24 protein-coding genes are annotated in these 21961 nt (G+C 68.9%); 13 read left to right on the forward strand and 11 right to left on the reverse strand.

Annotated features, from left to right (window positions below):
* Positions 1 to 6 precede the first annotated feature (6 nt).
* Positions 7 to 660 carry a potassium channel family protein gene (locus tag AAG092_RS02445; RefSeq protein WP_373388408.1) on the forward strand — a complete coding sequence of 218 codons (654 nt, stop codon included), beginning with the start codon at positions 7 to 9 and terminating at the stop codon, positions 658 to 660.
* A gap of 3 nt (positions 661 to 663) precedes the next feature.
* Here the strand turns inward: AAG092_RS02445 and AAG092_RS02450 are convergent, their stop codons facing one another.
* Positions 664 to 1263: a Crp/Fnr family transcriptional regulator gene (locus tag AAG092_RS02450; RefSeq protein WP_110683282.1), complete on the reverse strand. Its 600-nt coding sequence runs from the start codon at positions 1261 to 1263 to the stop codon at positions 664 to 666.
* 71 nt (positions 1264 to 1334) lie between these two features.
* Between AAG092_RS02450 and AAG092_RS02455 the strand changes: the two genes are divergently transcribed.
* The gene (locus AAG092_RS02455) at positions 1335 to 2216 is read left to right on the forward strand and encodes a sterol desaturase family protein (RefSeq protein WP_373388409.1); all 882 of its coding nucleotides are present in this window, start codon (positions 1335 to 1337) and stop codon (positions 2214 to 2216) included.
* Between the two features lie 14 nt (positions 2217 to 2230).
* On the opposite strand, the gene AAG092_RS02460 is transcribed toward AAG092_RS02455, so the two are convergent.
* The gene (locus AAG092_RS02460; RefSeq protein ID WP_373388410.1) at positions 2231 to 2530 is read right to left on the reverse strand and encodes a DUF1883 domain-containing protein; all 300 of its coding nucleotides are present in this window, start codon (positions 2528 to 2530) and stop codon (positions 2231 to 2233) included.
* A 41-nt stretch (positions 2531 to 2571) separates the two neighbouring features.
* Entirely contained in the window at positions 2572 to 3579 is a 1008-nt protein-coding gene (locus AAG092_RS02465) for an AraC family transcriptional regulator (RefSeq protein ID WP_373388411.1), read from the reverse strand.
* Between the two features lie 113 nt (positions 3580 to 3692).
* Here AAG092_RS02465 and AAG092_RS02470 point away from each other — a divergent pair, with 113 nt between their 5' ends.
* From AAG092_RS02470 to AAG092_RS02495, 6 genes are all read left to right on the forward strand, one after another.
* Complete coding sequence (locus tag AAG092_RS02470; RefSeq protein ID WP_373388412.1) at positions 3693 to 5432, forward strand: amidohydrolase family protein; 1740 nt, start codon at positions 3693 to 3695, stop codon at positions 5430 to 5432.
* A gap of 131 nt (positions 5433 to 5563) precedes the next feature.
* On the forward strand, positions 5564 to 6166 hold the full coding sequence (locus tag AAG092_RS02475) for a hypothetical protein (RefSeq protein WP_373388413.1): 603 nt from the start codon (positions 5564 to 5566) through the stop codon (positions 6164 to 6166).
* Positions 6167 to 6169: 3 nt separating this feature from the next.
* Positions 6170 to 6490: a cupin domain-containing protein gene (locus tag AAG092_RS02480; protein WP_373388414.1), complete on the forward strand. Its 321-nt coding sequence runs from the start codon at positions 6170 to 6172 to the stop codon at positions 6488 to 6490.
* 48 nt (positions 6491 to 6538) lie between these two features.
* Positions 6539 to 7570 carry an RNA methyltransferase gene (locus AAG092_RS02485; RefSeq protein WP_373388415.1) on the forward strand — a complete coding sequence of 344 codons (1032 nt, stop codon included), beginning with the start codon at positions 6539 to 6541 and terminating at the stop codon, positions 7568 to 7570.
* Positions 7570 to 8484 (forward strand): endonuclease/exonuclease/phosphatase family protein, encoded by a 915-nt coding sequence (locus AAG092_RS02490; protein WP_373388416.1) that lies wholly within the window; start codon positions 7570 to 7572, stop codon positions 8482 to 8484. Before AAG092_RS02485 ends, AAG092_RS02490 begins: the two co-directional genes overlap by 1 nt.
* Before the next feature lies 1 nt (position 8485).
* Positions 8486 to 9763, forward strand: coding sequence for a leucine-rich repeat-containing protein kinase family protein (locus tag AAG092_RS02495; protein ID WP_373388417.1), 1278 nt, complete (start codon positions 8486 to 8488; stop codon positions 9761 to 9763).
* Between the two features lie 57 nt (positions 9764 to 9820).
* On the opposite strand, the gene AAG092_RS02500 is transcribed toward AAG092_RS02495, so the two are convergent.
* Both AAG092_RS02500 and AAG092_RS02505 read right to left on the reverse strand, forming a co-directional pair.
* Positions 9821 to 10600, reverse strand: coding sequence for a helix-turn-helix domain-containing protein (locus AAG092_RS02500; protein WP_373388418.1), 780 nt, complete (start codon positions 10598 to 10600; stop codon positions 9821 to 9823).
* Between the two features lie 105 nt (positions 10601 to 10705).
* Positions 10706 to 11629 carry a DMT family transporter gene (locus tag AAG092_RS02505; protein WP_373388419.1) on the reverse strand — a complete coding sequence of 308 codons (924 nt, stop codon included), beginning with the start codon at positions 11627 to 11629 and terminating at the stop codon, positions 10706 to 10708.
* A gap of 100 nt (positions 11630 to 11729) precedes the next feature.
* On the opposite strand from AAG092_RS02505, the gene AAG092_RS02510 reads away from it, so the two are divergent.
* On the forward strand, positions 11730 to 12629 hold the full coding sequence (locus AAG092_RS02510) for a LysR substrate-binding domain-containing protein (protein WP_373388420.1): 900 nt from the start codon (positions 11730 to 11732) through the stop codon (positions 12627 to 12629).
* A gap of 4 nt (positions 12630 to 12633) precedes the next feature.
* Here AAG092_RS02510 and AAG092_RS02515 read toward each other — a convergent pair whose 3' ends face one another.
* Together AAG092_RS02515 and AAG092_RS02520 are read right to left on the reverse strand one after the other, a co-directional pair.
* On the reverse strand, positions 12634 to 13038 hold the full coding sequence (locus AAG092_RS02515; RefSeq protein WP_373388421.1) for a hypothetical protein: 405 nt from the start codon (positions 13036 to 13038) through the stop codon (positions 12634 to 12636).
* Positions 13039 to 13049: 11 nt separating this feature from the next.
* Complete coding sequence (locus AAG092_RS02520) at positions 13050 to 14129, reverse strand: alkene reductase (RefSeq protein WP_373388422.1); 1080 nt, start codon at positions 14127 to 14129, stop codon at positions 13050 to 13052.
* A 124-nt stretch (positions 14130 to 14253) separates the two neighbouring features.
* Here AAG092_RS02520 and AAG092_RS02525 point away from each other — a divergent pair, with 124 nt between their 5' ends.
* From AAG092_RS02525 to AAG092_RS02540, 4 genes are all read left to right on the forward strand, one after another.
* Positions 14254 to 15126, forward strand: a complete 873-nt coding sequence (locus tag AAG092_RS02525; protein WP_110683299.1) for a LysR family transcriptional regulator — start codon at positions 14254 to 14256, stop codon at positions 15124 to 15126.
* A gap of 157 nt (positions 15127 to 15283) precedes the next feature.
* Entirely contained in the window at positions 15284 to 16228 is a 945-nt protein-coding gene (locus AAG092_RS02530) for a lipase family alpha/beta hydrolase (RefSeq protein ID WP_373388423.1), read from the forward strand.
* A gap of 52 nt (positions 16229 to 16280) precedes the next feature.
* Positions 16281 to 17300 carry a lipase secretion chaperone gene (locus AAG092_RS02535; RefSeq protein ID WP_373388424.1) on the forward strand — a complete coding sequence of 340 codons (1020 nt, stop codon included), beginning with the start codon at positions 16281 to 16283 and terminating at the stop codon, positions 17298 to 17300.
* Between the two features lie 40 nt (positions 17301 to 17340).
* Positions 17341 to 17559, forward strand: coding sequence for a DUF2970 domain-containing protein (locus AAG092_RS02540; protein WP_373388425.1), 219 nt, complete (start codon positions 17341 to 17343; stop codon positions 17557 to 17559).
* Positions 17560 to 17569: 10 nt separating this feature from the next.
* On the opposite strand, the gene AAG092_RS02545 is transcribed toward AAG092_RS02540, so the two are convergent.
* The 4 genes from AAG092_RS02545 to AAG092_RS02560 are packed head-to-tail and all read right to left on the reverse strand — an operon-like array spanning position 17570 to position 21855.
* A complete protein-coding gene (locus AAG092_RS02545) occupies positions 17570 to 17989 on the reverse strand; it encodes a group 1 truncated hemoglobin (RefSeq protein ID WP_373388426.1) in 420 nt (139 codons plus the stop codon).
* A gap of 2 nt (positions 17990 to 17991) precedes the next feature.
* Positions 17992 to 18846 carry a DUF3034 family protein gene (locus AAG092_RS02550; RefSeq protein WP_373388427.1) on the reverse strand — a complete coding sequence of 285 codons (855 nt, stop codon included), beginning with the start codon at positions 18844 to 18846 and terminating at the stop codon, positions 17992 to 17994.
* A 2-nt stretch (positions 18847 to 18848) separates the two neighbouring features.
* On the reverse strand, positions 18849 to 21197 hold the full coding sequence (locus AAG092_RS02555) for a putative bifunctional diguanylate cyclase/phosphodiesterase (protein WP_373388428.1): 2349 nt from the start codon (positions 21195 to 21197) through the stop codon (positions 18849 to 18851).
* Positions 21181 to 21855, reverse strand: a complete 675-nt coding sequence (locus AAG092_RS02560) for a methylamine utilization protein (RefSeq protein ID WP_373388429.1) — start codon at positions 21853 to 21855, stop codon at positions 21181 to 21183. Before AAG092_RS02560 ends, AAG092_RS02555 begins: the two co-directional genes overlap by 17 nt.
* Between the last annotated feature and the right edge of the window lie 106 nt (positions 21856 to 21961).

Raw genomic sequence — 21961 nt, forward strand, 5'->3', positions numbered from 1 at the left:
CAACCCATGTCCCCCATCGCCTATGTCCGCCGCCACCCTTCTGCCGGCCTGCTGTTCGTGCAGCTGCTCGGCGTGCTGCTCTACCCCTGGATGGAGGGCACCCAGATCGGCCGCGCGCTGTTCGGCGCCTTCGGCCTGCTGGTCCTGGGCATGGCCCTGCAGGTGGTCAAGCGCAGCCCGGCGCAGACCTGGGTGGCCGGGCTGCTGGCCCTGCTGGTGGTGGGACTGAACCTGCTCGACATGCTGCTCAGCCATCCGGCGCTGGAGGCGCTGATCGCCCTGCTGGAGGCACTGTTCTACTTCTACGCAACGGCCAGCCTGATCGCCTACATGAGCGCCGACCAGCATGCCAGCACCGATGAGCTGTACGCCGCCGGCGCCACCTTCACCGTGCTGGCCTGGGCCTTCGCCCACCTGTTCGCCTTCTGCCAGCTGCTGGTGCCGGGCAGCTTCGGCGCCGCGCTCAACCCGGAAGCCACGCGAACCTGGATGGAACTGCTGTTTCTCAGCTTCACCACCCTCTCCGGCGTCGGCCTGGGCGACATCATCCCGCTCACGCCGGTGGCCCGCTCGCTGGTGATGATCGAGGAGTTCGCCGGGGTCATGTACCTGGCGCTGGTGGTGTCGCGGCTGATCGCCATGTCGGTGGCGCGGCGCTGAGCCTCAGCGACGCACCAGGCCCATGCGCGCGCGAATGCGCGACAACGCCACGTTGGTGATGCCCAGGTAGCTGGCGACATGGTGCAGCGGGATGCGCGCCGCCAGGTCGCCGCGTTGCTCGAGGAAGGCCCGGTAGCGCGCCTCGGCATCCAGCATCAGCAGCTCCGCCTCGCGCTGGCTGCTACGCGCCAGTACCGCGCGAATGCCGTCGCTGAGCAGCTCCTGCACCAGCGGCAGCTCGGTCTGCCACTGGCGCAGATTGGCGTAGCTCAGCTCCAGGACCTGGGTCGGCTCCAGGGCGAGGATGTCCACCGGGCTGGTCGTGGCGAAGGGCGGTGTGCCCCAGCCGACCCAGCTGCCCTCGCCATGGAAGGCGGCGTTGCGCTCGACGCCCTGGGCCGAGAGGTGCGCCACGCGCACCAGGCCGCGCACGATGAACCAGACCTGCTCCACCGCCTGGCCGGCCCTGAGCAGTGGCTGCCCCGCCGCATAGTCGCGGCGCGGCAGCGTCTGCCAGCGTTCGGCCAGCAGCGGTTGACGCTCGAGCTGGCCAAGCAGCTGCGGCGCACAGGCCAGGCAATCGTGCAGGGAATCGGTGGTCATAAACCCAGGTTAATGCGGTGGCAGGTCCGGCGGGGGAAAACTGGCGACACCCTACAACGGATGACCGCCGCATGCACACACTCACCCACCTCAACTGGGCCCACCTTGGCGCCCTCCTGCTGGCCGCCGCCTGGGCCGCCCTGGCGCTGCACATGGGCTGGGGCAACCTGCTCCTGCTGCTGGGCGGCCTGTTGCTGGTCCTCGGCTGGTTCGCCCTCTGGGAATGGCGCCGGCCCTACCGCGAGGACTGGCGCGCGCAGCCCGCCGACCGTCGTCGCGACGCCCTGTTCGCCCTCGCCCTGCTGGTCACCGACGCGCTGGCCGACCTGCTGATCCGCGGTCTGGTGGTGCAGCTGAACGCGGCCGGTGCCGGCCCCGCCGCCACATTGCCGCTGTGGCTGGCGGTACCGCTGGCGGCGCTGCTAGGCGAATTCGGCGACTACTGGCTGCACCGCCTCAAGCACCGTGGCGGCTGGTTGTGGCGGGTGCACTTCGTTCATCACCGGCCCACGGCACTGAACGTGACCAACAACTTCACCACCCACCCGCTGGACCTGCTACTGCGCAAGACGGTGCATGTGCTGCCGCTCTGGCTGACGGGCTTCGATGCGCAGGCCATCGCCCTGGCCGGGCTGTTCAGCCAGACCCAGTCCTTCGCCACCCATGCCAACACCCGCGGCACCCTGGGCTGGCTCAACTACCTGATCGGCAGCGCCGAACTGCACCGCTGGCACCACAGCGTGAACGTGGCGGAGGCACTCAACTTCGGCACCGCCCTACCCCTGTGGGACCAGCTGTTCGGCACCTACCGCCGGCATGGCGCGCCGCAGCGGGTGGGCGTCAAGGCGCCAGCGGAGCCGGACCAGCACGACGGCCTGGGCCTGCTGCTGCACCCGCTGCGGCCACGGCGGCGCCACCCCGATGCACCTGGCGCGCACGGCGAGGCGCCGTGATCGGGGCGAGGCGTTCAGATCCCCTGGCGCTTGCCGCGCAGGAACTTGATCGAATACTCCATCTGCGGCTTGCGCGTCAGGCTGATGGCACGGCGGGTCACGGTGTCCAGGGTGATGTTCCAGAAACCGTCGCTGGGCACCTTGATGCGCGCCGGGAAGCGGTCGAAGGCGCCGCCATGGTAGGTGTGCCGGCCACCGTTCTTGAAGCTGCGGAAGTTGGCATCGTTCATCAGGCGGATGTTGCACGGCTGCGAGCAGTGGATGACGACCGTGTCGCCTTCTTCCAGGTGCTCGCGCTGGTGGATGAATTTCATCGGGGCCTCCGCGAAAAGCGCGCACGATAGCACGTTGCCCGTCACTCGGTCGCCGCGGGCCGATGAAGCCGCCGCCAGGCCGAAGGCGACATGCCATAGGCCTCGCGAAATGCCTTGCTGAAGGCCGCCTGGTCGGCATAGCCGAGCACATCGGCGAGCAGGGTCAGCGGCATGCTGGAGGCGTGCACCTGCCAGCCGGCCAGGTCCATCTTCACCCGGTGCACCAGCGGCTTGAAGCTCAACCCCTCGGCCGCCAGACGGCGCTGCAGCGTGCGCGGATGCAGGCCGAGCAGCGCGGCGATGTGCCCCAGCGAGTGCTGGCGCATGCCCAGGGTCTGCACGATCAGGCTGCGCACCTGCAGCTCCAGGCTGTCCTGCAGCCCATCCAGCCGCTCGCGCAGGTAGCCGGCATCCGCGCCACCGAGGGCGCACACCGGGCGCTGCAGGATCGCCGCGTCATACACCAGGCCATCGAACTCCTGGTCGAAGCGCACCTCGCAGCCCAGGTGCTGGCGGTAGCGCGCCGGCGCTGCCACCGGGCTGTGACTGAACTCCACACGCAGCGGGCGCAGGTCGGCACCGCCCATGGCATGCACCAGCCGCGCGCAGGCGCCGATGGCCATCTCGCGGTACTGCTGGGCACCCTCCACGGCAAAGAAGTGCTCGATGCGCCTTACCTGCACGCGCCCGTCCAGCGGCAGCAGGCGCCAGTGCTCAGCCTTGTTGTGCAGGGCCAGGTAGCGCTGGGCGGCGAGAAAGGCCGCCTGCAGGTCGGGCTCACCCGCCAGCAGGCGCCCGAGCAGGCCGAGCATCTCCACGCCCTGGTGGCGCGCCACGCGCAGGCCCAGGTCCGGGCAGTGCAGGCGCACGGCGGCCTCGTGCAGCAGGCGGGTCAGCTGCTCGATGCCGATCAGGCAGTCACCGTCATCCAGTTCGGCGCGGCTGAGGCCGACGCCGGCGAGCAGCGCATCGAGGTCACCGCCCAGGCTCGCCACCTCGGCCGGCAGGCCGGTGAGCGCTGCGCTGCGCACTTCGTAGCGAATGGTCATGTTCAGCCCCCGCCGTTTCGAGTCGACAATGCCGCGACTGTCGTGTCATGACAAGTCAACCGTCGATTCGGCGCCTACTCTCGGAGCACAACAAGAACACACCGAGGTGATCCATGGCTCAGTACGACCTGATCCTGCAGGGCGGCCGCTATTTCGACGGCAGTTGCACGCCCTCCGCCATCCGCAGCCTGGCCATCAAGGACGGGCGCATCGCTCTGGTCAGCGCCGAGCCGCTCGACCCGACCCTGGCCGCGCAGGCGATCGACGCACAGGGCAAGTGGATCACCCCGGGCTTTCTCGACACCCACACCCACTACGACGCCGAGCTGATCGTCGCGCCCAGCCTCAGCGAGTCGGTGCGCCACGGCGTGACCACGGTGCTGGTCGGCAGTTGCTCGCTGAGCATGGTGTGCAGCGAGGCCGAGGACGCCTCGGATATCTTCACCCGGGTGGAAACGGTGCCGCGCGAGAAGGTGTTGCCGATCCTGCGTCAGCACAAGAGCTGGAGCAGCCCCGCACAGTGGCGGGCGTTCGTCGACCGCCATCCGCTGGGCCCCAACCTGATCAGCTTCCTCGGCCACAGCGACCTGCGCGTGGCGGTGATGGGCCTGCATCGCGCCACCGACCGCCAGGTGACGCCGAGCGAAGCCGAGCTGCAGCGCATGGAAGCGCTGCTGGAGGAGGCGCTGGACTGCGGCTTCCTCGGCCTGTCCACCATGTGCCTGAAGTGGGACAAGATCGACGGCGACCGCGAATGGTCGAAGAGCCTGCCCAGCACCTACGCGCGCTGGCGCGAGGTGCGCCGCCTCAACCGCCTGCTGCGCCGGCGCGGACGCGTACACCAGGGCGCGCCGAACGCGGCCAATCCGCTGCAGATCACCCAGTACATCGGCGAAGCCATCGGCCTGCTGCGCAAGCCGCTGAAGACCACCCTGATCTCCCTGCTCGACCTCAAGGGCAACCGCAGCCTGGCGCTGCTGGCGCGCTTCTCCGCCTGGCTGACCAACCGCCTGGGCGGCGACTTCCGCTGGCAGCTGCTGCCCACGCCCTTTGCCATCTACGCCGACGGCATGGATATAGTGCTGTTCGAGGAATTCGGCGCCGGCGAAATGGCCCTCGACGTCAAGGACCAGCTCGAACGCAACCAGCTGCTGCAGGACGAGCAGTACCGCCGCACCTTCCGCCGCTTCTACGCCGACAAGCTGTCTCCACGGGTGTGGCAGCGCGACTTCGGCGACGCGGTGATCCTCGGCTGCCCGGACGCCTCGCTGGTCGGCCGCAACTTCGCCGAGGTGGCACGCGAGCGCGGCCTGCACGTGGTCGACCTGTTCCTCGACATGGTGGTGCAGTACGGCCGCCAGCTGCGCTGGTTCACCGTGATCGGCAACCACCGCCAGGACAAGCTGCGCGAGATGGTGCGCAGTCCGAACACCCTGATCACCTTCTCCGATGCCGGCGCGCATATCCGCAACATGGCCTTCTACAACCTGCCGCTGCGCTTCCTCAAGCTGGTGCAGGACAGCCATGACGAGGGCCGCCCGGTGATGAGCCTGGAGCAGGCCGTGCATCGCCTGACCGGCGAGCAGGCCGACTGGCTGGGCATCGACGCCGGCTACATCCGCGTCGGCGACCGCGCCGACCTGGTGGTGCTCGACCCCGCCGGCCTGCGCCAGAACCTGGAACAGGAGCACTGGGACGAGATGCAGGGCTTCGGCATCCCGCGCATGGTCTGCCGCAACCCCGGCTGCGTCAGCCATGTGCTGATCAACGGCAAGCTGGCGGTGGATGACGAGCAGATCGCGCCGGAGCTGGGACGGCAGACCGGCTTCGGCCAGTTTCTCGCGGCCCGCTGAGGCGGAGTCGACCAGGAAGAAGCGTATCCGCCCGCGCCAGCGGCACCGCCCTGCTGGCCTGCTGCTAGGCTGCTCCTGCAGAGGCAACAACCACTTGCCGTGTCGCAGGCCATCAAGCAAGGAGCCATCCAATGAGCACAAGCCGCACACTCTGCCTTTCCCTCGCCACTGCCCTGCTGCTCGGCTGCCAGAGCAATGCAGATGACGACCTGGCCACCGACTACCAGCGCACCGACGCCTACGCCGAGGGCGTGCCGGGCGGTGCCGTGCTCGAGACCGAGGAGCTGCTGGCCAGCGTCAGCGCCGTCGACCCGGCCAAGCGCACCTTCACCCTGCGCGACGACCTGGGCAACCAGCGCACCCTGGTTGCCCCCGCGCAGATGCAGAACTTCGACCAGCTCAAGGTCGGCGATCGGGTCAAGGCGGTGATCGCCCAGGAGCGCATCGTCTACCTGCGCCAGCCGGGCGAGCCGGCCGAGGATGGCGCCGCCGGCATGCTGGCCACCGCCCCGCTGGGCGACAAGCCGGGCATGCTGGCCGCCGAAACCGTGGAGATCACCGCGCTGGTCAAGGGCATGGACACCACCCTGCGCACCGCCACGCTGCAGCTGCCCGACGGCAGCGAGCGCACCATCAAGGTCCGCCCGGACGTCGAGATGAAGAGCGAGTACCTCGGCCGCCAGGTGGTGCTGCGCGTCACCACTGCCGTGGCCATCAGCGTGCAGCCGCAGTAAGCCATGCCGCCGGAGACGCTCAACCTGTTACAGGCCGTGCCCGATGCGGCGGCGCAGGAGCAGTTCCTGCCACTGCTGAGCCGGGACGGCCTGCGGCTGGAGCAGATCGTCTCCCACGGCCAGGCCAGCCCGGAAAGCTTCTGGTACGACCAGCCCGAGCCCGAGTGGGTGGCCCTGCTGCGTGGCAGCGCGCGGCTCGAATTCGACGACGGCGAGCGGCCACTGGTAGCCGGCGATGCCCTGCTGATCCCCGCGCACTGCCGGCACCGGGTCGCCGAGTGCTCGCTGGACGCCATCTGGCTGGCCCTGCACTTCGAGGCCTGACGACCAGCCCTACGCCTCGCTGACGGCCGGTGGTAGCATGCGCGCCCCATGCGTATCTCCGACATTCACCAGCGCCTTGCCGACCTCGGCGCCCTGCCCGCCCACCGCGGCCGGGTTGTACGTGCCTGGCTGCAGGGCAAGCCGCTGGATGCCGGCACCCGCCGCCAGCACACCGAGCATTTCCTGCCCCTCTCCGTGCGCCATGGCCTGCCGCAGCTCGCAGAGGAGCTCGAAGGCCTGGCCCGGGTGCGCTCCAGCCACCCCGCCGGTGATGGCTCGGCGCGCCTGCTGGTGGACCTGGCCGACGGCCAGATGGTCGAGAGCGTGCTGCTGCCGCGCGACGGCGTCTGCGTCTCCACCCAGGTTGGCTGTGCGGTCGGCTGCCGCTTCTGCATGACCGGCAAGAGCGGCCTGCTGCGCCAGGTATCCAGCGCCGAGATCGTCGCCCAGGTGGTGCTGGCGCGGCGCCAACGGCCGGTGAAGAAAGTGGTGTTCATGGGCATGGGCGAGCCGGCGCACAACCTCGACAACGTGCTGGAAGCCATCGACGTGCTGGGCACCGACGGCGGCATCGGCCACAAGAACCTGGTGTTCTCCACCGTGGGTGATCCACGGGTGTTCGAGCGCCTGCCGCAGCAGCGGGTCAAGCCGGCCCTGGCGCTGTCGCTGCACACCACCAAGGCCGAACTGCGCGAGCACCTGCTGCCCAAGGCGCCGAAGATCGCCCCGGCCGAGCTGATGGAGCTGGGCGAGGCCTATGCCCGCGAGGTCGGCTACCCGATCCAGTACCAGTGGACCCTGCTCAAGGGCATCAACGATGGCCAGGACGAGCTGGACGAGATCCTGCGCCTGTTCAAGGGCAAGTACGCGGTGCTCAACCTGATCCCCTTCAACAGCCTGGAGGGTGACGACTACCAGCGCCCGGACGGCGAGCGCATCGTGCAGATCGTGCGCTACCTGCACAGCCGCGGCGTGCTGACCAAGGTGCGCAACAGCGCCGGCCAGGACGTCGAGGGCGGCTGCGGCCAGCTGCGCGCGCGCGCCGTGGACATCGTCAACACCAGCCGGCTGCACGGCTGATGCTGCGCCTGCTTCCGCTCGCCGCCGCCCTCGGGCTGCTCTCGCCCTGGCTGGTGACGCTGCTGGCGGACCACTCGCAACACCTGGCCTGGCTGCTGGACCTGGCCAGCCACTGGCAATGGCTGCACCTGGCCCTGCTGCTGGGCTGCCTGGTGCTGCTGGCACCGCGCCGGCCGCGCTGGCTGCTGCTGGCGCCGCTGCTCGCGCTGCCCTGGTTCAGCGTGGCGCCGATGCTGCCCGCGCAAACCGGCGAGGCGCGCCTGGAGCTGCGCCTGATCAGCGCCAATCTGCAGCAGAGCGACGATGCCGCCGCGCTGCGCGTCTGGCTCGATGCCCAGCCCGCCGATCTGGTACTGCTGCAGGAGGTGACTCCGGCCCTGGCCCGACAACTGGCCGGCTGGCAGGACTACCCGCACCGCGTGCTCGCCCCGGAGGACTCGCCGTTCGGCCTGGCCCTGCTGTCGCGCCTGCCGCTGGAGGGTGGCCAGGTGCTGCGCGACAGCGACGACATTCCGCGCATCGAGGCGACCCTGCGCAGCGGCGCCCAGGCCGTCAGCCTGAGCCTGGTGCACCCGATGCCGCCGCTGTCGCCCTACTGGCACCACAAGCGCAACCTCGGCCTGCAGGTCGCCCTGCAGCGCAATGCCGCGCGGGGGCTGCCCGGCCTGCTGGCCGGCGACCTCAACGCCAGCCCCTGGTCGCAGGCCACCCGCGAGCTGCACGAGCTGGGCTGGTACCGCGCCAATGATCTGCAGGCCACCTGGCCGGCGCTGGGCCGGGGCTGGCTCGGCATCGCCATCGACCAGGTGCTGGTCCGCGGCCCCTGGCACGTGGTCGAGCAGGATCTGGGGCCGGACCTCGGCGCCGATCACCTGCCGCGCCGCCTGCACCTGCAACTGCTGGACAACGACTGACATGCATAGCCTGGAACAACTGCGCCGCGGCGAGCTGACCGGCATCCGCCGCCTGGACCTGGCCGCCGACCTCAGCGAGTTTCCCGAGGAGATCTTCGACCTGGCCGACAGCCTGGAGGTGCTCAACCTCAGCGGCAACCGCCTGCGCGCACTGCCCCACGACCTGTCGCGGCTACACCGGCTGCAAGTGCTGTTCTGCTCGGACAACCCCTTCGAGACCCTGCCGGAAGTGCTCGGCGACTGCGCCCAGCTGGAGATGGTCGGCTTCAAGTCCAACCGCCTGCGCGAGGTGCCAGCCGCCGCGCTGCCAGAGAAGCTGCGCTGGCTGATCCTCACCGATAACCAGATCGAAGCACTGCCGGACGCCCTGGGCGAACGCCCGCGCCTACAGAAGCTGATGCTCGCCGGCAACCGCCTGAGCCAGCTGCCGCCAAGCCTGGCCGCCCTGCACCAGCTGGAGCTGCTGCGCATCGCCGCCAACCGCCTGGAGACCCTGCCCGACTGGCTGCTGCAGTTGCCGCGCCTGGCCTGGCTGGCCTTCGCCGGCAACCCGGGCAGCGACCGTGCCGAAGCCGCCGCGCTGGCCAGCCACCCGCAGGCGCCGATTGCGCGCGAGCAGCTGGTACTGGGCGAGCTGCTCGGCCAGGGCGCCAGCGGCCTGATCCATCGCGCGCGCTGGGGCGAGCGCGAGGTGGCGGTGAAGCTGTTCAAGGGGCAGATGACCAGCGACGGCCTGCCGCACAGCGAGATGGCCGCCTGCCTGTCCGCCGGTCGCCATCCGCAGCTACTGCCGGTGATCGGCCCGCTGCGGCCACAGCCCGGCCAGCCGGACGGCCTGTTGCTGGAGCTGCTGGAGCCACGCTTCGCCGTGCTGGCCGGGCCACCCTCGCTGGCCAGCTGCACCCGCGACTGCTACGCGCCCGAGCAGCGCTTCCGCGCCGAGCAGGTATGGGCCCTGGCCCGCGGCGTGGCCGCCGCGCTGGCGCACCTGCACGGGCGCGGCATCCTGCATGGCGACCTGTATGCCCACAACCTGCTGGTCGACGGCCTCGACTGCCGCCTCAGCGACTTCGGCGCCGCGTCCTTCTTCACCCCCGGCAGCGCCCAGGGCGCGGCGTTGCAGCGCCTGGAGAGCCGCGCCTTCGGCATCCTCCTGGAAGAACTGCTGCAACGCTGCGACGCACCGCCGGCACCCCTGCAGCAGCTGGCCGCCGACTGCCAGCAAGCGGCCACGCAGGAGCGCCCGGACTTCGCCGCGCTACTCGACCACCTGCAATAGCACGCTCGCCAGACGCAGCCTGAGCAGCTGAACAAGCGCTGCCAGGCGCTGGAGGGTTCAGCCGGCGTACAGTCGGATGCCGCCGGGCTGGGCCAGCACGGTGGTGGGCGCCATCCCGATGATGCTGCGGAAGGTATGGCTGAAATGCGCCGAATCGGTGAAGCCGGCGGCCACCGCGGCATCGGTCAGGCTCATGCCGCGCGCCACGCCGACGCAGGTGACGAACAGGCGGTGCCACTGGCGGTAGCGACGGATGGGGATGCCGATCTTCTGGCGGAACAGCTGGGTCAGGCGCGGCACCGACAGGCCGACCCGCTCGGCGAGGTAGTCGATGGACTGATTGCACGACACGTCGGCCTTGATCAACTCCACCGCGCGGACGATGCGCGGATCGCAGGTGAACCCCGGCGGCACCAGACGCTCTGGGTTGATCAGGCGCTCCAGCCAGTCCCAGATGGCCTCGGGGCCCGCGCTGCTGCGATGCAGCGCATCGAAGCGGCTGATCCACAAGGCCTCCTCGTCCAGGCCATGCAGCAACCCGGCTTCCTGCCTCGCCATGCGCGGCGCCAGCAGGGCGAAGTCTTCGCCGAACACGTCCAGGTAGCAGATCGCCACGCGCGAACCACGGCTGTCCACGATCAGCTCCAGGCCCGGCGGCAACAGGATGCTGCGACCGTACAGGCTGGTGCCCTGGCTGTGCAGCAGCAGTTCGTCGTCCAGGCTGATCAGCAGCATGGCGGCAGCCTGCGACAACTGCAGCGGCTCGCTGAAGGCACTGAGGTAGAAGGTGCGCTTGTCCCACAGGTACAGCAGCACCGGTGCATCGATGGCTGGCATGGACGTCTGTCGCCCTTGTTGTTTTTGTGGGCGCAGGGTTATCACAGCGGTGCAGAGGGGAAAAGCCCGTCGACACAGGAAGTTGCAACAAATGCGTCGTACTGCTCAGGGAGACTTCGTCGGTCGCAGCCGCGAAACGCCGAACAGCACCAGCGCCAGGCCCGCCATCTGGTAAAGCGACACCACCTCGCCGAGCAGTGCCCAGGACGCCAGGATGGTCAGCACCGGCCCCAGGTTGCCGATGGCCGCCGTGTGCGCGGCGCCCATGCGCTGCACGGCCAGCGCCATCCAGTAGATCGGCAGGGCCGTGGACAGCAGCGCCATCAGCGCCGCGTACAGCCAGACCTGCCCCGGCAGGCTGGCCAGTTGCGTCACGTCGCGGCTGAGCCCGTAGTGCGCCAGCACCATCAGCGCGGACGCGCCGCCGGCCAGCCCGGCCAGGCGCATGGAACCCAGGCGCTGCACCGTCCTGCCGGTGCCGAAGTAGTACAGCGCATAGGTAACGGCGCTGGCGAACACCCAGGCCGCGCCCTGCAGCACCTGCGTGCCGGCATCGCCCAGGTGCAGGTCATGGACGAAGGCGATGCCCAGGCCGGCGTAGCACAGCCCCATCGCCAGCAGGGTGCGCCGGCTCGGCGGTTCGCGCAGGGCCACGGCCTGGAACAGCAACACCAGGGTCGGGTAGGAAAACAGGATCAGCCGCTCCAGCCCCGCGCTGATCGACTCCAGGCCGTAGAAATCGAAGAGGCTGGAGAGGTAGTAGCCGAGCATGCCGAGCAGCAGGATGCGCAGCACGTCCATGCCCCCGAGCGGGGCGTTGCCCGTGCCACGGCTCAGCCAGAGCAGCCAGGCGAACAGCGGCAGGGCCAGCCCCATGCGCATGGCCAGCAGGGTGATGGCGTCCACCGGGGCGGCCGCGTAGGCGAGCTTGACGAAGATGGCCTTGAGGCTGAAGCCGGCGGCGGACAATACGGCGAACAGGCGGCCATCGTTGAGCCAGAGGCGGTAGTGCAGGCTGAGGGCGTTCATGGGGATTCCGGCAGGCAAGATCCGCCTTTATTCTGAACAGAATGCCTGGCTGCCAGAATCGCTATTTCATGAACACAGCCTTCTGCAAAGGAGAAAGCCCTTGCATTTCGATCTCGCCGACCTGCGCCTGCTCAGTGCCATCGCCGCCACCGGCAGCCTGAGCAAGGCGGCCGCCAGCGTACCGGTGGCGGTGTCCGCCGCCAGCACGCGCCTGCGCCTGTTCGAGCAACGCTGCGGGCTGAGCCTGTTCATCCGCAGGGCCGATGGCATGCAGCCGACCCCGGCCGGCCGCCTGGTGCTGGAACGCAGCCGCAGCGTGCTGGGCGAGGCAGAAAAGCTCAGCGCCACCCTGCGCGAGCTGGCCGGTGCCGAGCGCATCACCCTGCAGCTGGCCGCCACCACGGTGGCCAACAGTACCTTCCTGCCCGCCGCGCTCGGCCCCTTCCTCGCCGACTACCCGGAGATCGACCTGCAGCTGGTGGAGCAGAAGAGCAGCGAGATCCTCGAGGCCGTGCAGGCGGGCGAGTGCGAGATCGGCGTGTACGACGGCAACCTGCCCACCGGTGGCCTGCTCTCCCTGCCCTTTCGCGACGACAAGCTGGTGCTGCTGGTGCCGCGCCAGCATGCGCTGGCTGAACGACACATGGCGCCCCTGCGCGACGCCCTCGGCTATGCCTTCGTCTGCCTGCCGGCCGAGCGCGCCATGCAGCGCTTCATCGAGGGCATGGCGATGAAGTACGTGATGCCACTGAAGATCCGGGTGCGCGCGCCGAGCTTCGACGCCATCGCCCAGCTGGTGGCCCAGGACGTCGGTATCGCCATGCTGCCCGAGGCCGCCGCCAGCCGCTTCGCCCTGGAACTGCCGGTGCGCATCGTGCCGCTGGAGGACGCCTGGGCCACCCGCGAACTGCGCCTGTGCATCCGAGGCTGGGAAGAGCTGTCACCCCATGCGCGGCAGCTGGTGAACTTTCTGGCCAGCGCCGCTCAGGCCCGCGGATGACGCCTCAGGCCGAGGAGCGCATGCCCGAGCGCCACAGCTGCACACCCAGCACCGTGACCACCAGAAGCACCGCGGCCAGCAGCAGATTGATCGGCACGCCCAGTTCCCTCAGGGCCTCGCTGGCATAGACGTCGGTGCCGGGAATCACATAGGCGACGAACAGGCCCGGCCAGAAGCTGGCGGGCGCCAGTGCAGCCGCCCACACCTGCCCCCGCAGCAGAGCGGCCAGGGAGAACAGGCTCACCAGCAGCAAGGTGGTGAACTGCATGCCGATGTGGAACCGCGCGTGCCCCGGCCAGTCCGGATTGAACAGGTGGGTGGCGTTGAACACATCGGCAATCGCCACTATCAGCACCGTGGCGACTATGGCAAAGCCCAACAGGCTCTTGCCGAGGCCCTGACGAGTCATGGCGCCCTCCCTCAGAGCGTCGGGTAGTCGATGTAGCCCGCGTCCTCGCCTCCATAGAGGGTGGCGCGATCGGCCTGGGCCAGTTCGGCACCGCGCGCATAGCGGGCCGGCAGGTCGGGATTGGCGACGAAGGGCGTGCCGAAGGACACCAGCGCGGCCTCGCCGGCCTTGAGTGCGGCCTCTGCGCTGTCGGCGTCATAGCCGCCGTTGGCGATCAGCGGGCTGTCGATCAGGGGGCCGAAGGTCGCCAGCACATCGCGCGGCCAATGGGGCAACTGATCCAGCGGGAACAGTGCGCGCATCAGGTGCACATAGCCCGGGCGCAGGCCGTTCAGCTCGCCCAGCAGGTAGCTGTAGAGCGCCTGGGGATCGCTGTCGATCATGCTGTTGAACGGGATCACCGGCGACAGCTTGATGCCCACCCGGGCGCTGCCCCAGACGTCGATCAGCGCCTGCATCACCTCCAGCACGAAGCGGCTGCGCTTGGCGATGCTGCCGCCGTACTCGTCGCTGCGCAGGTTGGCGGAATCCACCAGGAACTGGTTGGGCAGGTAGCCGAATGCCGCATGCAGCTCGACGCCATCGAAGCCGGCCCGCTTGGCATTCTCGGCGGCGCGGCGGTAATCGCCGATGATCGCGCGGATCTCGTCCAGGCCGAGTTCGCGTGGCACCTCGTAATCCTGCATGCCCTCCAGGGTGAAGTGCTGCTGGCCCTGGATCGCCACCGCCGAGGGCGCCACCGGCAGCACACCGCCACGCACGCTGGAGTGGCCGACCCGGCCGGTGTGCCAGAGCTGGGCGAATATCCGGCCGCCCGCCGCATGTACCGCCTCGGTGACCTGCCGCCAGGCGGCGATCTGCGCCTCGCTGTACAGCCCCGGGGTCAGCGGGCTGCCGATGGCATCCTCGGAGATGTTGATCGCCTCGCTGATGATCAGCCCGGCACTGGCGCGCTGCGCGTAGTAGGTCGCCGTGGAGGCGCGCGGAACCCCGGCGGCATCGGCCCGCGAGCGTGTCATCGGCGCCATCACCATGTGATTACGCAGCTCCAGGTCATGCAGGCGGGTCGGGCTGAGCAGTTGAGTCGGCATGGGCGGTTCTCCGGATTCTCGCAGAGGAATATCTGACGTGAACGGATCATCTTCCTGCAGCCGTATAGGATAAAGTCAGATAATCAGAATTGATTGCTCCACTGATGGAGCAATGGAAGAGTCCATGAAGCTGCTCAACGACATGGCGCTGTTCGTCGAAGTGATCAAGGCGAACAGCTTTCGCGGCGCCGCCGAGGCCATCGGCATGCCCAACTCCACGGTCTCGCGACGCATCGCCGAGCTGGAGCGACGCATCGGCCTGCGCCTGCTCAACCGCACCACCCGGCGCATCGAGCTCACCGAGGGTGGACGCCTCTACTACGAACGCTGCCGGCGCATCGTCGACGAGGCGCGCCTGGCCCATGAGGAGATCTCCGAGCTGGTGGACAATCCCAGCGGTCTGATCCGCCTGTCCATGCCCATCGACTTCGGCGTGGTCTACCTGGCACCGCTGCTGGCCGAGTTCGCCGAGCGCTACCCGCACATCCAGTTCGACCTCGACCTCACGCCCAGGCGCCTGGACCTGATCCGCGACCCGGTCGACCTGGTGATTCGCATCGGCCCCCTGCCCGACTCGCAGCTGATCGCCCGGCCGCTCGGCACGCTGCAGCGCAGCCTGTTCGCCAGCCCGTCCTACCTCGAGCGGCAGGGCCCACCGGGCAGCCCGGAGGCGCTGCTGCAGCACCAGTGCCTGCGCATGCTGGATGCCCCCTGGGTGCTGCAGAACGGCGCGCAGCAGCTGAGCCTAGCGGTCCACGGGCGCTACCTGCTGAACAATGTCGGCATGCTGCGCCGCCTGGCCCTGCTGGGCCAGGGCATCGCCATGCTGGTGGACGAAATGATCGCCGAGGACCTGGCCTGCGGCCGCCTGCAGCGCGTCCTGCCGGGCTGGCAAGCCCCGTCCCTGCCGGTCTACGCCATTACCGAGACACGCCTGTTGCCCGCCAAGGTACGGGTGCTGATCGACTTCCTCGGCGAGCGACTCAATCGCCGCTGAGAGGCGCCCATGTCGGCCGCAACTGCCGCGCCGGAGTCGCCGGCAGGATCATCAGTTCTTACAAGACGATGACGCCCGCGCGGTGCTTTCATGGCCGCCACCTCCGCTGCTGTGTGCGGAGTTACAACAACAAAAAACGAACACACAGGTACACCTCATGAAGAAGCTGCTCGTTCCGGCACTGGCCGTCCTCGGTCTGTGCGCCTCCCTCCCTGCTCTGGCCAACACCCAGGCGCAGACCAAGAACCCCATCGTCCTCGTCCCCGGCATCTTCGCCTTCGACACCATCGCCACCATCGACTACTGGTACAAGATCCCCAGCGCCCTGCAGAGCCAGGGCGCCAAGGTGCACGTGCCGAAGATCAACGCCTTCGACAGCTCGGCCAAGCGTGGCGAGTCGCTGATCGCCCAGCTGGAACAGATCCGCGCCGCCTCCGGTGGCACGGTGAAGAAGTTCAACCTGATCGGCCACAGCCAGGGCGGCCTCACCGCCCGCTATGTGATGAACACCCGCCCCGACCTGGTCGCCTCGGTGACCACCCTCAACTCGCCGCACAAGGGCTCGCCGCTGGCCGACCTGGTGACCGGCGTCGCTCCGCCCAGCAGCCTGCAGGGCGTAGCCTTTGACGTGTTCGCCAACGCCGTGGGTAATCTGGTCAACCTGTTGTCGAACAACAGGAAGAGCCCGTCGGACGTACGCGCCATGCTCGCCGAGTTCAACAAGACCGGCGCGGCGGCCAATAACGCGACCTACCCGGTCGGCATTCCCAGCACCTCCTGTGGCGAGGGCCCGGAGACCGCCAGCATCAAGGGCAACACGGTACGCATGTACTCCATGAGCGGTACTGCACCGCTGACCAACGTGCTGGACATCTCCGACCCGCTGTTCGGCGTCACCTACCTGGCCTTCGGCTTCAGCGAGACCAACGACGGTGTCACCGGTCGCTGCTCCAGCCACTTCGGCAAGGTGCTGAAGGACAACTACTTCATGAACCACCTGGACATCACCAACCAGGTCCTGGGCCTGGTGTCGCTGTTCGAGACCAATCCGAAGACTCTGTACCAGACCCAGGCCAACCGCCTGAAGAACCTCGGCCTGTAATACGCGCGGGCATGGCGCCTGTCAGCGCCATGCCCGCCACGAGGAGCGTTCGATGTCCAACCGAATCATCCTGGGCGCCCTGGCCATGGGCGCCCTCGCCGTCAGCGCAACCCTGCTGTTCTATCGCCCCGACCCCCTGCCAGGCGCTCCAGCCCAAGCACTCGTCATCACTCCGCCGAGCGATGCGCGCAGCGTCCAGGCCAGCGCCCTCAACCGGCAGCTGCAGCAAGCCCCGGCCAACACCCTGGCCGATCCCGGCCCGCTTCCGCCATCGCTGCAAGGCACCCGCCACGGTGTGATCCTGAAGATGGATGGCCAGGGCAACCTGCTGCTGACGCAGGACCTGCTGCACCTGTTCGACTTCTATCTGGCAGGTCGCGAAGAGGAAGGCCTGGACAAGGTGCTGACGCGCATCCACCGCGATCTCGCCGCGCAGCTGCAGGAGCCGGCCCTGGCCCAGGCCCGCGACCTGCTGCGCCGCTATGTGGACTACCGCATCGCCGTGCAGGGCCTGCCCGAGGCCAGCCCCGACCTGGATGCCGGAGCCCTGCGCCAGCGCCTGGACGCGCTCAACGCCGTGCGCCAGCAGTTCTTCAACAGCGAGGAATACGCCGTGTTCTTCGCCCGCGACAACGCCGAGGACGAGTACATGGTGCAGCGCCTGGCGCTGAGCCAGCAGGCCGGCCTCGACGAGCAGCAGCGTCAGCAGGCGCTGGCCGAGCTGGAGCTGCAGTTGCCCGAGGATGTGCGCCAGGCCCGTGCCGAGAGCAGTCGCCACGGCGAGCTGTATGCCGCCACCCAGGCCCTGCAGGCCCGGGGCGCCAGCGCCGAGGAGATCCGCCAGCTGCGCGAGTCCACGCTGGGCAGCGAGGCCGCCGCCGCTCTGGAGGAGCTGGATCGCCAGCAGGCCGCCTGGCAGCAGCGCCTGGCCGACTACGCCGCCGAGCGCAACAGGCTGCGCGAGTCCGGCCTCAGCCAGCCCGACCTACAGGCGGCGATCGCCGAGCTGCAGGCCAGCCGCTTCGACGAACTGGAGCGCAAGCGCGTGCAGGCGCTGGACGCGGAGCTATGAGTGCCGCCTCCTGGGCTAAGCTGAGCCCAGGAGGTGCCCCATGAGCCCAGAGAACGACGACAAGCCCCTGACCTTTCGTGAGATGCTGCAGAGCGTGCTGGCCGCCGCCTTCGGCGTGCAGAGCGGCAAGAACCGCGCGCGCGACTTCAGCCGCGGCAAGCCCAGCCACTTCATCATCCTCGGCGTGCTGTTCACCGGCCTCTTCGTGCTGGTGCTGTTCGGCCTGGTCAAGCTGGTGTTGGGCCTGGCCGGAGTCTAGCGGGCCGCCCCTAGCGCTCGATGATCTGCCCGCGCATCGGCGCCAGACGCGCCAGCAGGCGGTTCTGCACAGGCACGGCGACCCCCTCCGCCTCCATGGCTTCGATCAGGTCCTCGACCAGCGCGTTGAAGTCGGCGCGACTGATGTTCAGCCCCTTGTGGCTCTCCTCCATGCTGTCGCCGGTGTATTCGCAGGGGCCGCCGGCCTCCACGCAGAACTGCTCCACCAGCTTGTCGCGCAGGCGCTCGATGTCGATGTCCTGGAAATGCCGGGAGATGCGCGGGTTGCGCGCGGCGTTGAGCAGCATGCCCTCGACGATACGGGTGATGCCGGCCTGCTCGCCCAGCCCGCGGTACAGGCTGTCGTCGCGGGGCGACTGGCCGGCGCAGGCACCGATCAGCAGCGCTAGGAGGATCGCCAGCAGGCGCATGCTCAGAAGCTCCCCTGCAGCGACAGGTAGACCCCATCCTGGTGATCCAGGCCGGCGATCTCGCCGAGACGGGCATAGGCCAGCACGACGGCCAGGTGCTTGTTGGGGAAGTAGCCGACGAACAGATCGGACCAGTCGTTCTCGCCGGCAAACGAGAGGTTGTCCGGCTTCTCACGGTACTCCACGCCCACCACCCAGTGCGGATCGAGCAGCACCGCGACCGAGCCCTCCTTGAGCAGCGAGTGGCGGTCGCGGCGGTCGCCCCCGTAGCCCAGCAGGCCCTGTTCGTTGGCCCGGCTGTAGCGCAGATTGCCATTGAGCAGCAGGTTGTAGCCGAAGGCGCCGCCGAGGATCAGACGGCTGGCCGCCAGGTAAGCCTCGGTATCCTCGTCGCGCACGGCACCGACCAGGCGCGGCACCCGGAAGTCCCGCTGCCGCTTGTGCTCGACGCCGAGCGACAGCTGCGGCAGGCGGTCATAGATCAGGTCACCGAACAGGCGCAGCTTCACGCCGAAGATATCCTGGCTGAGGCTGTCGTCCGGCAGCCTCAGGTCGCGCGCCAGGGTGCCCAGGTCGAAGCGCTGGCGGGCGAAGGACAACTCCACCCGGTTGTCGTAGGCAAACGCCGCGCCGCCCACATCCAGGCGGTAGTCGCCGGTTTCCACGCGGGTGAGAAAGGCTGCGCCGCCCCACTCGCCCTGCTCGCCATAACCGGCCAGTACCGCCCAGGGCACTATGCCTCCGCCGGCGGCGCCATCGATGCTGCTGGAACCGCCGGTGGCCAGCAGGCGCCCCTGCTCGGCGGCGACCAGGGTCGGCAGCAGGCAGCAGAACAGTGTCGCCAGAGGCCTGAGCATGTTCAGAGAGCCCTCGCCAGATGGGATTCGTGCCATTGCTGCAGCCACTGCTCGAAGGCTGGCGCCGGCAGCGGTTTGCCGATCAGGTAACCCTGGGCGGTGTCGCAGCCCCAGCGCCGCAGCAGATCGAGGACGGGCGCGAGCTCCACCCCCTCTGCCACCACCTTGAGCCCCAGGCTGTGGCTCATCTCGATGGTCGAGCGGACGATCACCGCATCCTCGCCGTGCTCGCTCAGTTCGCGGATGAAGGACTGGTCGATCTTCAGTTCCTGCACGGGCATGCGCTTGAGCTGGGCCAGCGACGAGTAGCCGGTGCCGAAGTCGTCCACCGACAGCTGGATACCTCGTCGGCGCAGGCGCTCCAGCACCTCCAGCGCGCGCTGCTGATCCTGCATCATGGCGCTCTCGGTGATCTCGAACACCAGTTGCTCGGCCGCCACCGCCTGGCCGACCAGCAGGGTGCCGACGCGCTCGGCCAGCTCCAGGTTGACCAGATCCTCGGCGGAGATATTCAGCGATACCTGCATGCCCAGGCCGCGCCCATTCCAGTCATGCAGCTGGCGCACGGCCTCCTCGACCACCCAGGCGGTGAGCAACTGGATGCTGCCGGTCCGTTCGGCCAGCGGAATGAACTCGCCGGGCGAGACCGCCCCGTAGTGCGGGTGGTTCCAGCGCAACAGGGCCTCGGCCTGATGCACGTGACCTCCGTGGATATCCAGCTTGGGCTGGTAGTACAGCTGCAGCTCGCCATTGCCAGCGGCATGGCGCAGGTCGCGTACCAGCCTGACCTGACGCAGGTGGGCATCATCGCGCCCCTCCTGGTACAGCTGCAGGTGCCCGGGCAGGTGGGCGGCATCGTGCATGGCGATGGCTGCCCGGCGCAGGAGGTCGTCCGGATTGTTGCCATGCTCGGGGAAGGCGGCGATGCCGATGCGGCAGTCCAGGACGACATCCAGGGTGCCCACGCGCATCGGCTTGAGCAGCAACTGCTGCAAGCGGTCCGCCGCAGCGATGGCGGCGGCCCCGTCGCAGCCATCCAGCATCAGCAGCAACTCATCGGCCAGCAGCCGGGCCAGGCTGTCGCCGGGACGCAGGGTGGCCTGCAGGCGGCGACTGAGTTGCTGCAGGGTCAGGTCGGCGCCATCGGCGCCGCAGCTCTCCAGAATGCCGCGGAAGTTGGCCACGCCCAGGTACAGCACGGCCGTCGGCCTCCCGGCGCTGATCGCACTGCCCAGGCGCTCGAGCGCCAGGGTACGGTTGGGCAGCCCGGTCAATGCATCGTGCAGGGCGTTATGGGCCAGTTGCCGCTCGCGTTCGGCGATGCCTTCCTGCATGCGGGTAAAGGCCTGGGCCAGGCTGCCCAGCTCGTCGCCGCGCTGCAGCGCGATGGGCGTCTGGTAGTCGCCCTGGCCGATACGCCCGGCGACCCGCGCCAATTCACGCACCGGCTGCGCCAGGCCGCGCGCCAGCAACAGGGCCACCAGCAGCGAAGCGAACAATGCGGCCAGGGCGATCAGCAGGATGGCGCGATCGAGCGGAGCGAAAGTCTGTTCGGCACGGTCGAGGGATTTGTGCAGCAATGCCAGCACCTGGTAGCCGTCACCGCTGGCGAGGGTCCGCCATTCGCCCAGGTAGCGCTGCCCGGCGGCCTGCAACATGCGGCTGCCCGTGCTGCCGCGCTGCTGCATGAGCTCCTCGCGCAACTGGCCATGCATGGCCGCCGGAAGGGTGCTCAGCCAGCCGGCCGCCTGCCCCTGCTCGATCGACAGCAAGGTCAGTTCCAGGTGGGTGAGTTCGCGCAACTCCAGGGCGAAGGCCTCGTCGATATGGAAGCCCATCACCACCCGGGCGATGGGCAGCGGCGCGCTGACATAGGACTCGACCAGCAGGTAAACCTCGCCGGCGATGGGGAGCAGGAACACCCGGCTGCCCTGCTGCGCCTGATCGCGCACCTGCCCGGCCAGGCGTTCGGCGGCCTCGGCGCCGATACGCGGGTCGCTGCTGACCTGCAGCACGCCATTGAGCCCCAGCAGCAGCACGGCGCCGGCGTTGATCCGCGCACCGTGGTTGGCCAGCGCCGAGCGGATGGTCTCGCGATCGCCGCTGGCCACCGCTTCCTTGAAGCCGAAGTCGGCCGCCAGCACCTGTACCGCATCGTGCAGCTGGCGCCCGCGCAGCTCGATCAGCTGCTCCAGAACCCGCCCACCGACCCCGAGCTCCTCGCGCAACTGGCTTTCCACGGCCACGCCGGTGGCCGCCTTGACCGAGAAATACAGGGCACCGACCACCGCCATCAGCAGCGCGACCAGCGCGACGGCGATGCGCGCCTGGAAGCTATGGCTGAACTTCACGCGTGGCCTTCCTGAAGACTTCGCCGAAAGCGCTGGGGTTGGGCGGCGCCGCTGTTTCCAGCGGCCCCGCCAGCGGCAGCGCAAAGCTCCTGCTGAGCCCCTGCTCAGGCACCTGCAGGGTGCCGGCGGCCAGCGCCTGCATGTTCTCCAGCCGCGGGTGCCAGAGGTTGACCTGGTAGCTCCCCGCCGGCAGGCCGTCGATTGTCAGGCGCCCCTGAGCATCGCTGACGGCGAACCAGGGATGGTCGGTGACGTAGATGTAGCCCACCATCCAGTCATGGATGTTGCAGCCAAGCACCACCACACCGGGCTGGTCGAACAGCACCGGGGCGCTGGGAGTGTCCTTGTACAGGCGCAGTTCGAAGCGCTTGGCCGGCGAGAAGGAGTAGACGTGGTGGCGGATGTCGTCGCTATTGGGGAAGCTGACCTCGGTGCCCGTGCGGACTGCCAGCACCCGCGGGCTGAACTGTTTGCCCCGCTGGTCCATCAGGCCGGTGCCGGGCTGGTTCGAAGCGCCCTGTGCCACCAGGCTGAGGACCACGTCAGGCAGCGGCCGCCCCTGCTCGTCGAACAGCTCGGCAGACAGGCTGGCGGCCACCGCGGGCCGGCTGGCCAGGCACGCGAGGGCGAGACACAGGATGATGGGGCGAGGTTTCATGGGAAGACTTCCGCAAACCGGCAAGCAGGGGGACGCCGTCCTGGCTGAAACTCTTTTCTCGCAGAGTAGCCGAGAGCCGGGACAAGTTCACGCACAAGACAATGGC

Source organism: Pseudomonas alcaligenes, assembly GCF_041729615.1.
GTDB classification, from domain to species: domain Bacteria; phylum Pseudomonadota; class Gammaproteobacteria; order Pseudomonadales; family Pseudomonadaceae; genus Aquipseudomonas; species Aquipseudomonas alcaligenes_B.

Coding starts and splice junctions, on each gene's coding strand:
- AAG092_RS02445 (WP_373388408.1), top strand. CDS start 7: ATGTCCCCCATCGCCTATGTCCGCCGCCACCCTTCTGCCGGCCTGCTG.
- AAG092_RS02450 (WP_110683282.1), bottom strand. CDS start 1,263: ATGACCACCGATTCCCTGCACGATTGCCTGGCCTGTGCGCCGCAGCTG.
- AAG092_RS02455 (WP_373388409.1), top strand. CDS start 1,335: ATGCACACACTCACCCACCTCAACTGGGCCCACCTTGGCGCCCTCCTG.
- AAG092_RS02460 (WP_373388410.1), bottom strand. CDS start 2,530: ATGAAATTCATCCACCAGCGCGAGCACCTGGAAGAAGGCGACACGGTC.
- AAG092_RS02465 (WP_373388411.1), bottom strand. CDS start 3,579: ATGACCATTCGCTACGAAGTGCGCAGCGCAGCGCTCACCGGCCTGCCG.
- AAG092_RS02470 (WP_373388412.1), top strand. CDS start 3,693: ATGGCTCAGTACGACCTGATCCTGCAGGGCGGCCGCTATTTCGACGGC.
- AAG092_RS02475 (WP_373388413.1), top strand. CDS start 5,564: ATGAGCACAAGCCGCACACTCTGCCTTTCCCTCGCCACTGCCCTGCTG.
- AAG092_RS02480 (WP_373388414.1), top strand. CDS start 6,170: ATGCCGCCGGAGACGCTCAACCTGTTACAGGCCGTGCCCGATGCGGCG.
- AAG092_RS02485 (WP_373388415.1), top strand. CDS start 6,539: ATGCGTATCTCCGACATTCACCAGCGCCTTGCCGACCTCGGCGCCCTG.
- AAG092_RS02490 (WP_373388416.1), top strand. CDS start 7,570: ATGCTGCGCCTGCTTCCGCTCGCCGCCGCCCTCGGGCTGCTCTCGCCC.
- AAG092_RS02495 (WP_373388417.1), top strand. CDS start 8,486: ATGCATAGCCTGGAACAACTGCGCCGCGGCGAGCTGACCGGCATCCGC.
- AAG092_RS02500 (WP_373388418.1), bottom strand. CDS start 10,600: ATGCCAGCCATCGATGCACCGGTGCTGCTGTACCTGTGGGACAAGCGC.
- AAG092_RS02505 (WP_373388419.1), bottom strand. CDS start 11,629: ATGAACGCCCTCAGCCTGCACTACCGCCTCTGGCTCAACGATGGCCGC.
- AAG092_RS02515 (WP_373388421.1), bottom strand. CDS start 13,038: ATGACTCGTCAGGGCCTCGGCAAGAGCCTGTTGGGCTTTGCCATAGTC.
- AAG092_RS02520 (WP_373388422.1), bottom strand. CDS start 14,129: ATGCCGACTCAACTGCTCAGCCCGACCCGCCTGCATGACCTGGAGCTG.
- AAG092_RS02525 (WP_110683299.1), top strand. CDS start 14,254: ATGAAGCTGCTCAACGACATGGCGCTGTTCGTCGAAGTGATCAAGGCG.
- AAG092_RS02530 (WP_373388423.1), top strand. CDS start 15,284: ATGAAGAAGCTGCTCGTTCCGGCACTGGCCGTCCTCGGTCTGTGCGCC.
- AAG092_RS02535 (WP_373388424.1), top strand. CDS start 16,281: ATGTCCAACCGAATCATCCTGGGCGCCCTGGCCATGGGCGCCCTCGCC.
- AAG092_RS02540 (WP_373388425.1), top strand. CDS start 17,341: ATGAGCCCAGAGAACGACGACAAGCCCCTGACCTTTCGTGAGATGCTG.
- AAG092_RS02545 (WP_373388426.1), bottom strand. CDS start 17,989: ATGCGCCTGCTGGCGATCCTCCTAGCGCTGCTGATCGGTGCCTGCGCC.
- AAG092_RS02550 (WP_373388427.1), bottom strand. CDS start 18,846: ATGCTCAGGCCTCTGGCGACACTGTTCTGCTGCCTGCTGCCGACCCTG.
- AAG092_RS02560 (WP_373388429.1), bottom strand. CDS start 21,855: ATGAAACCTCGCCCCATCATCCTGTGTCTCGCCCTCGCGTGCCTGGCC.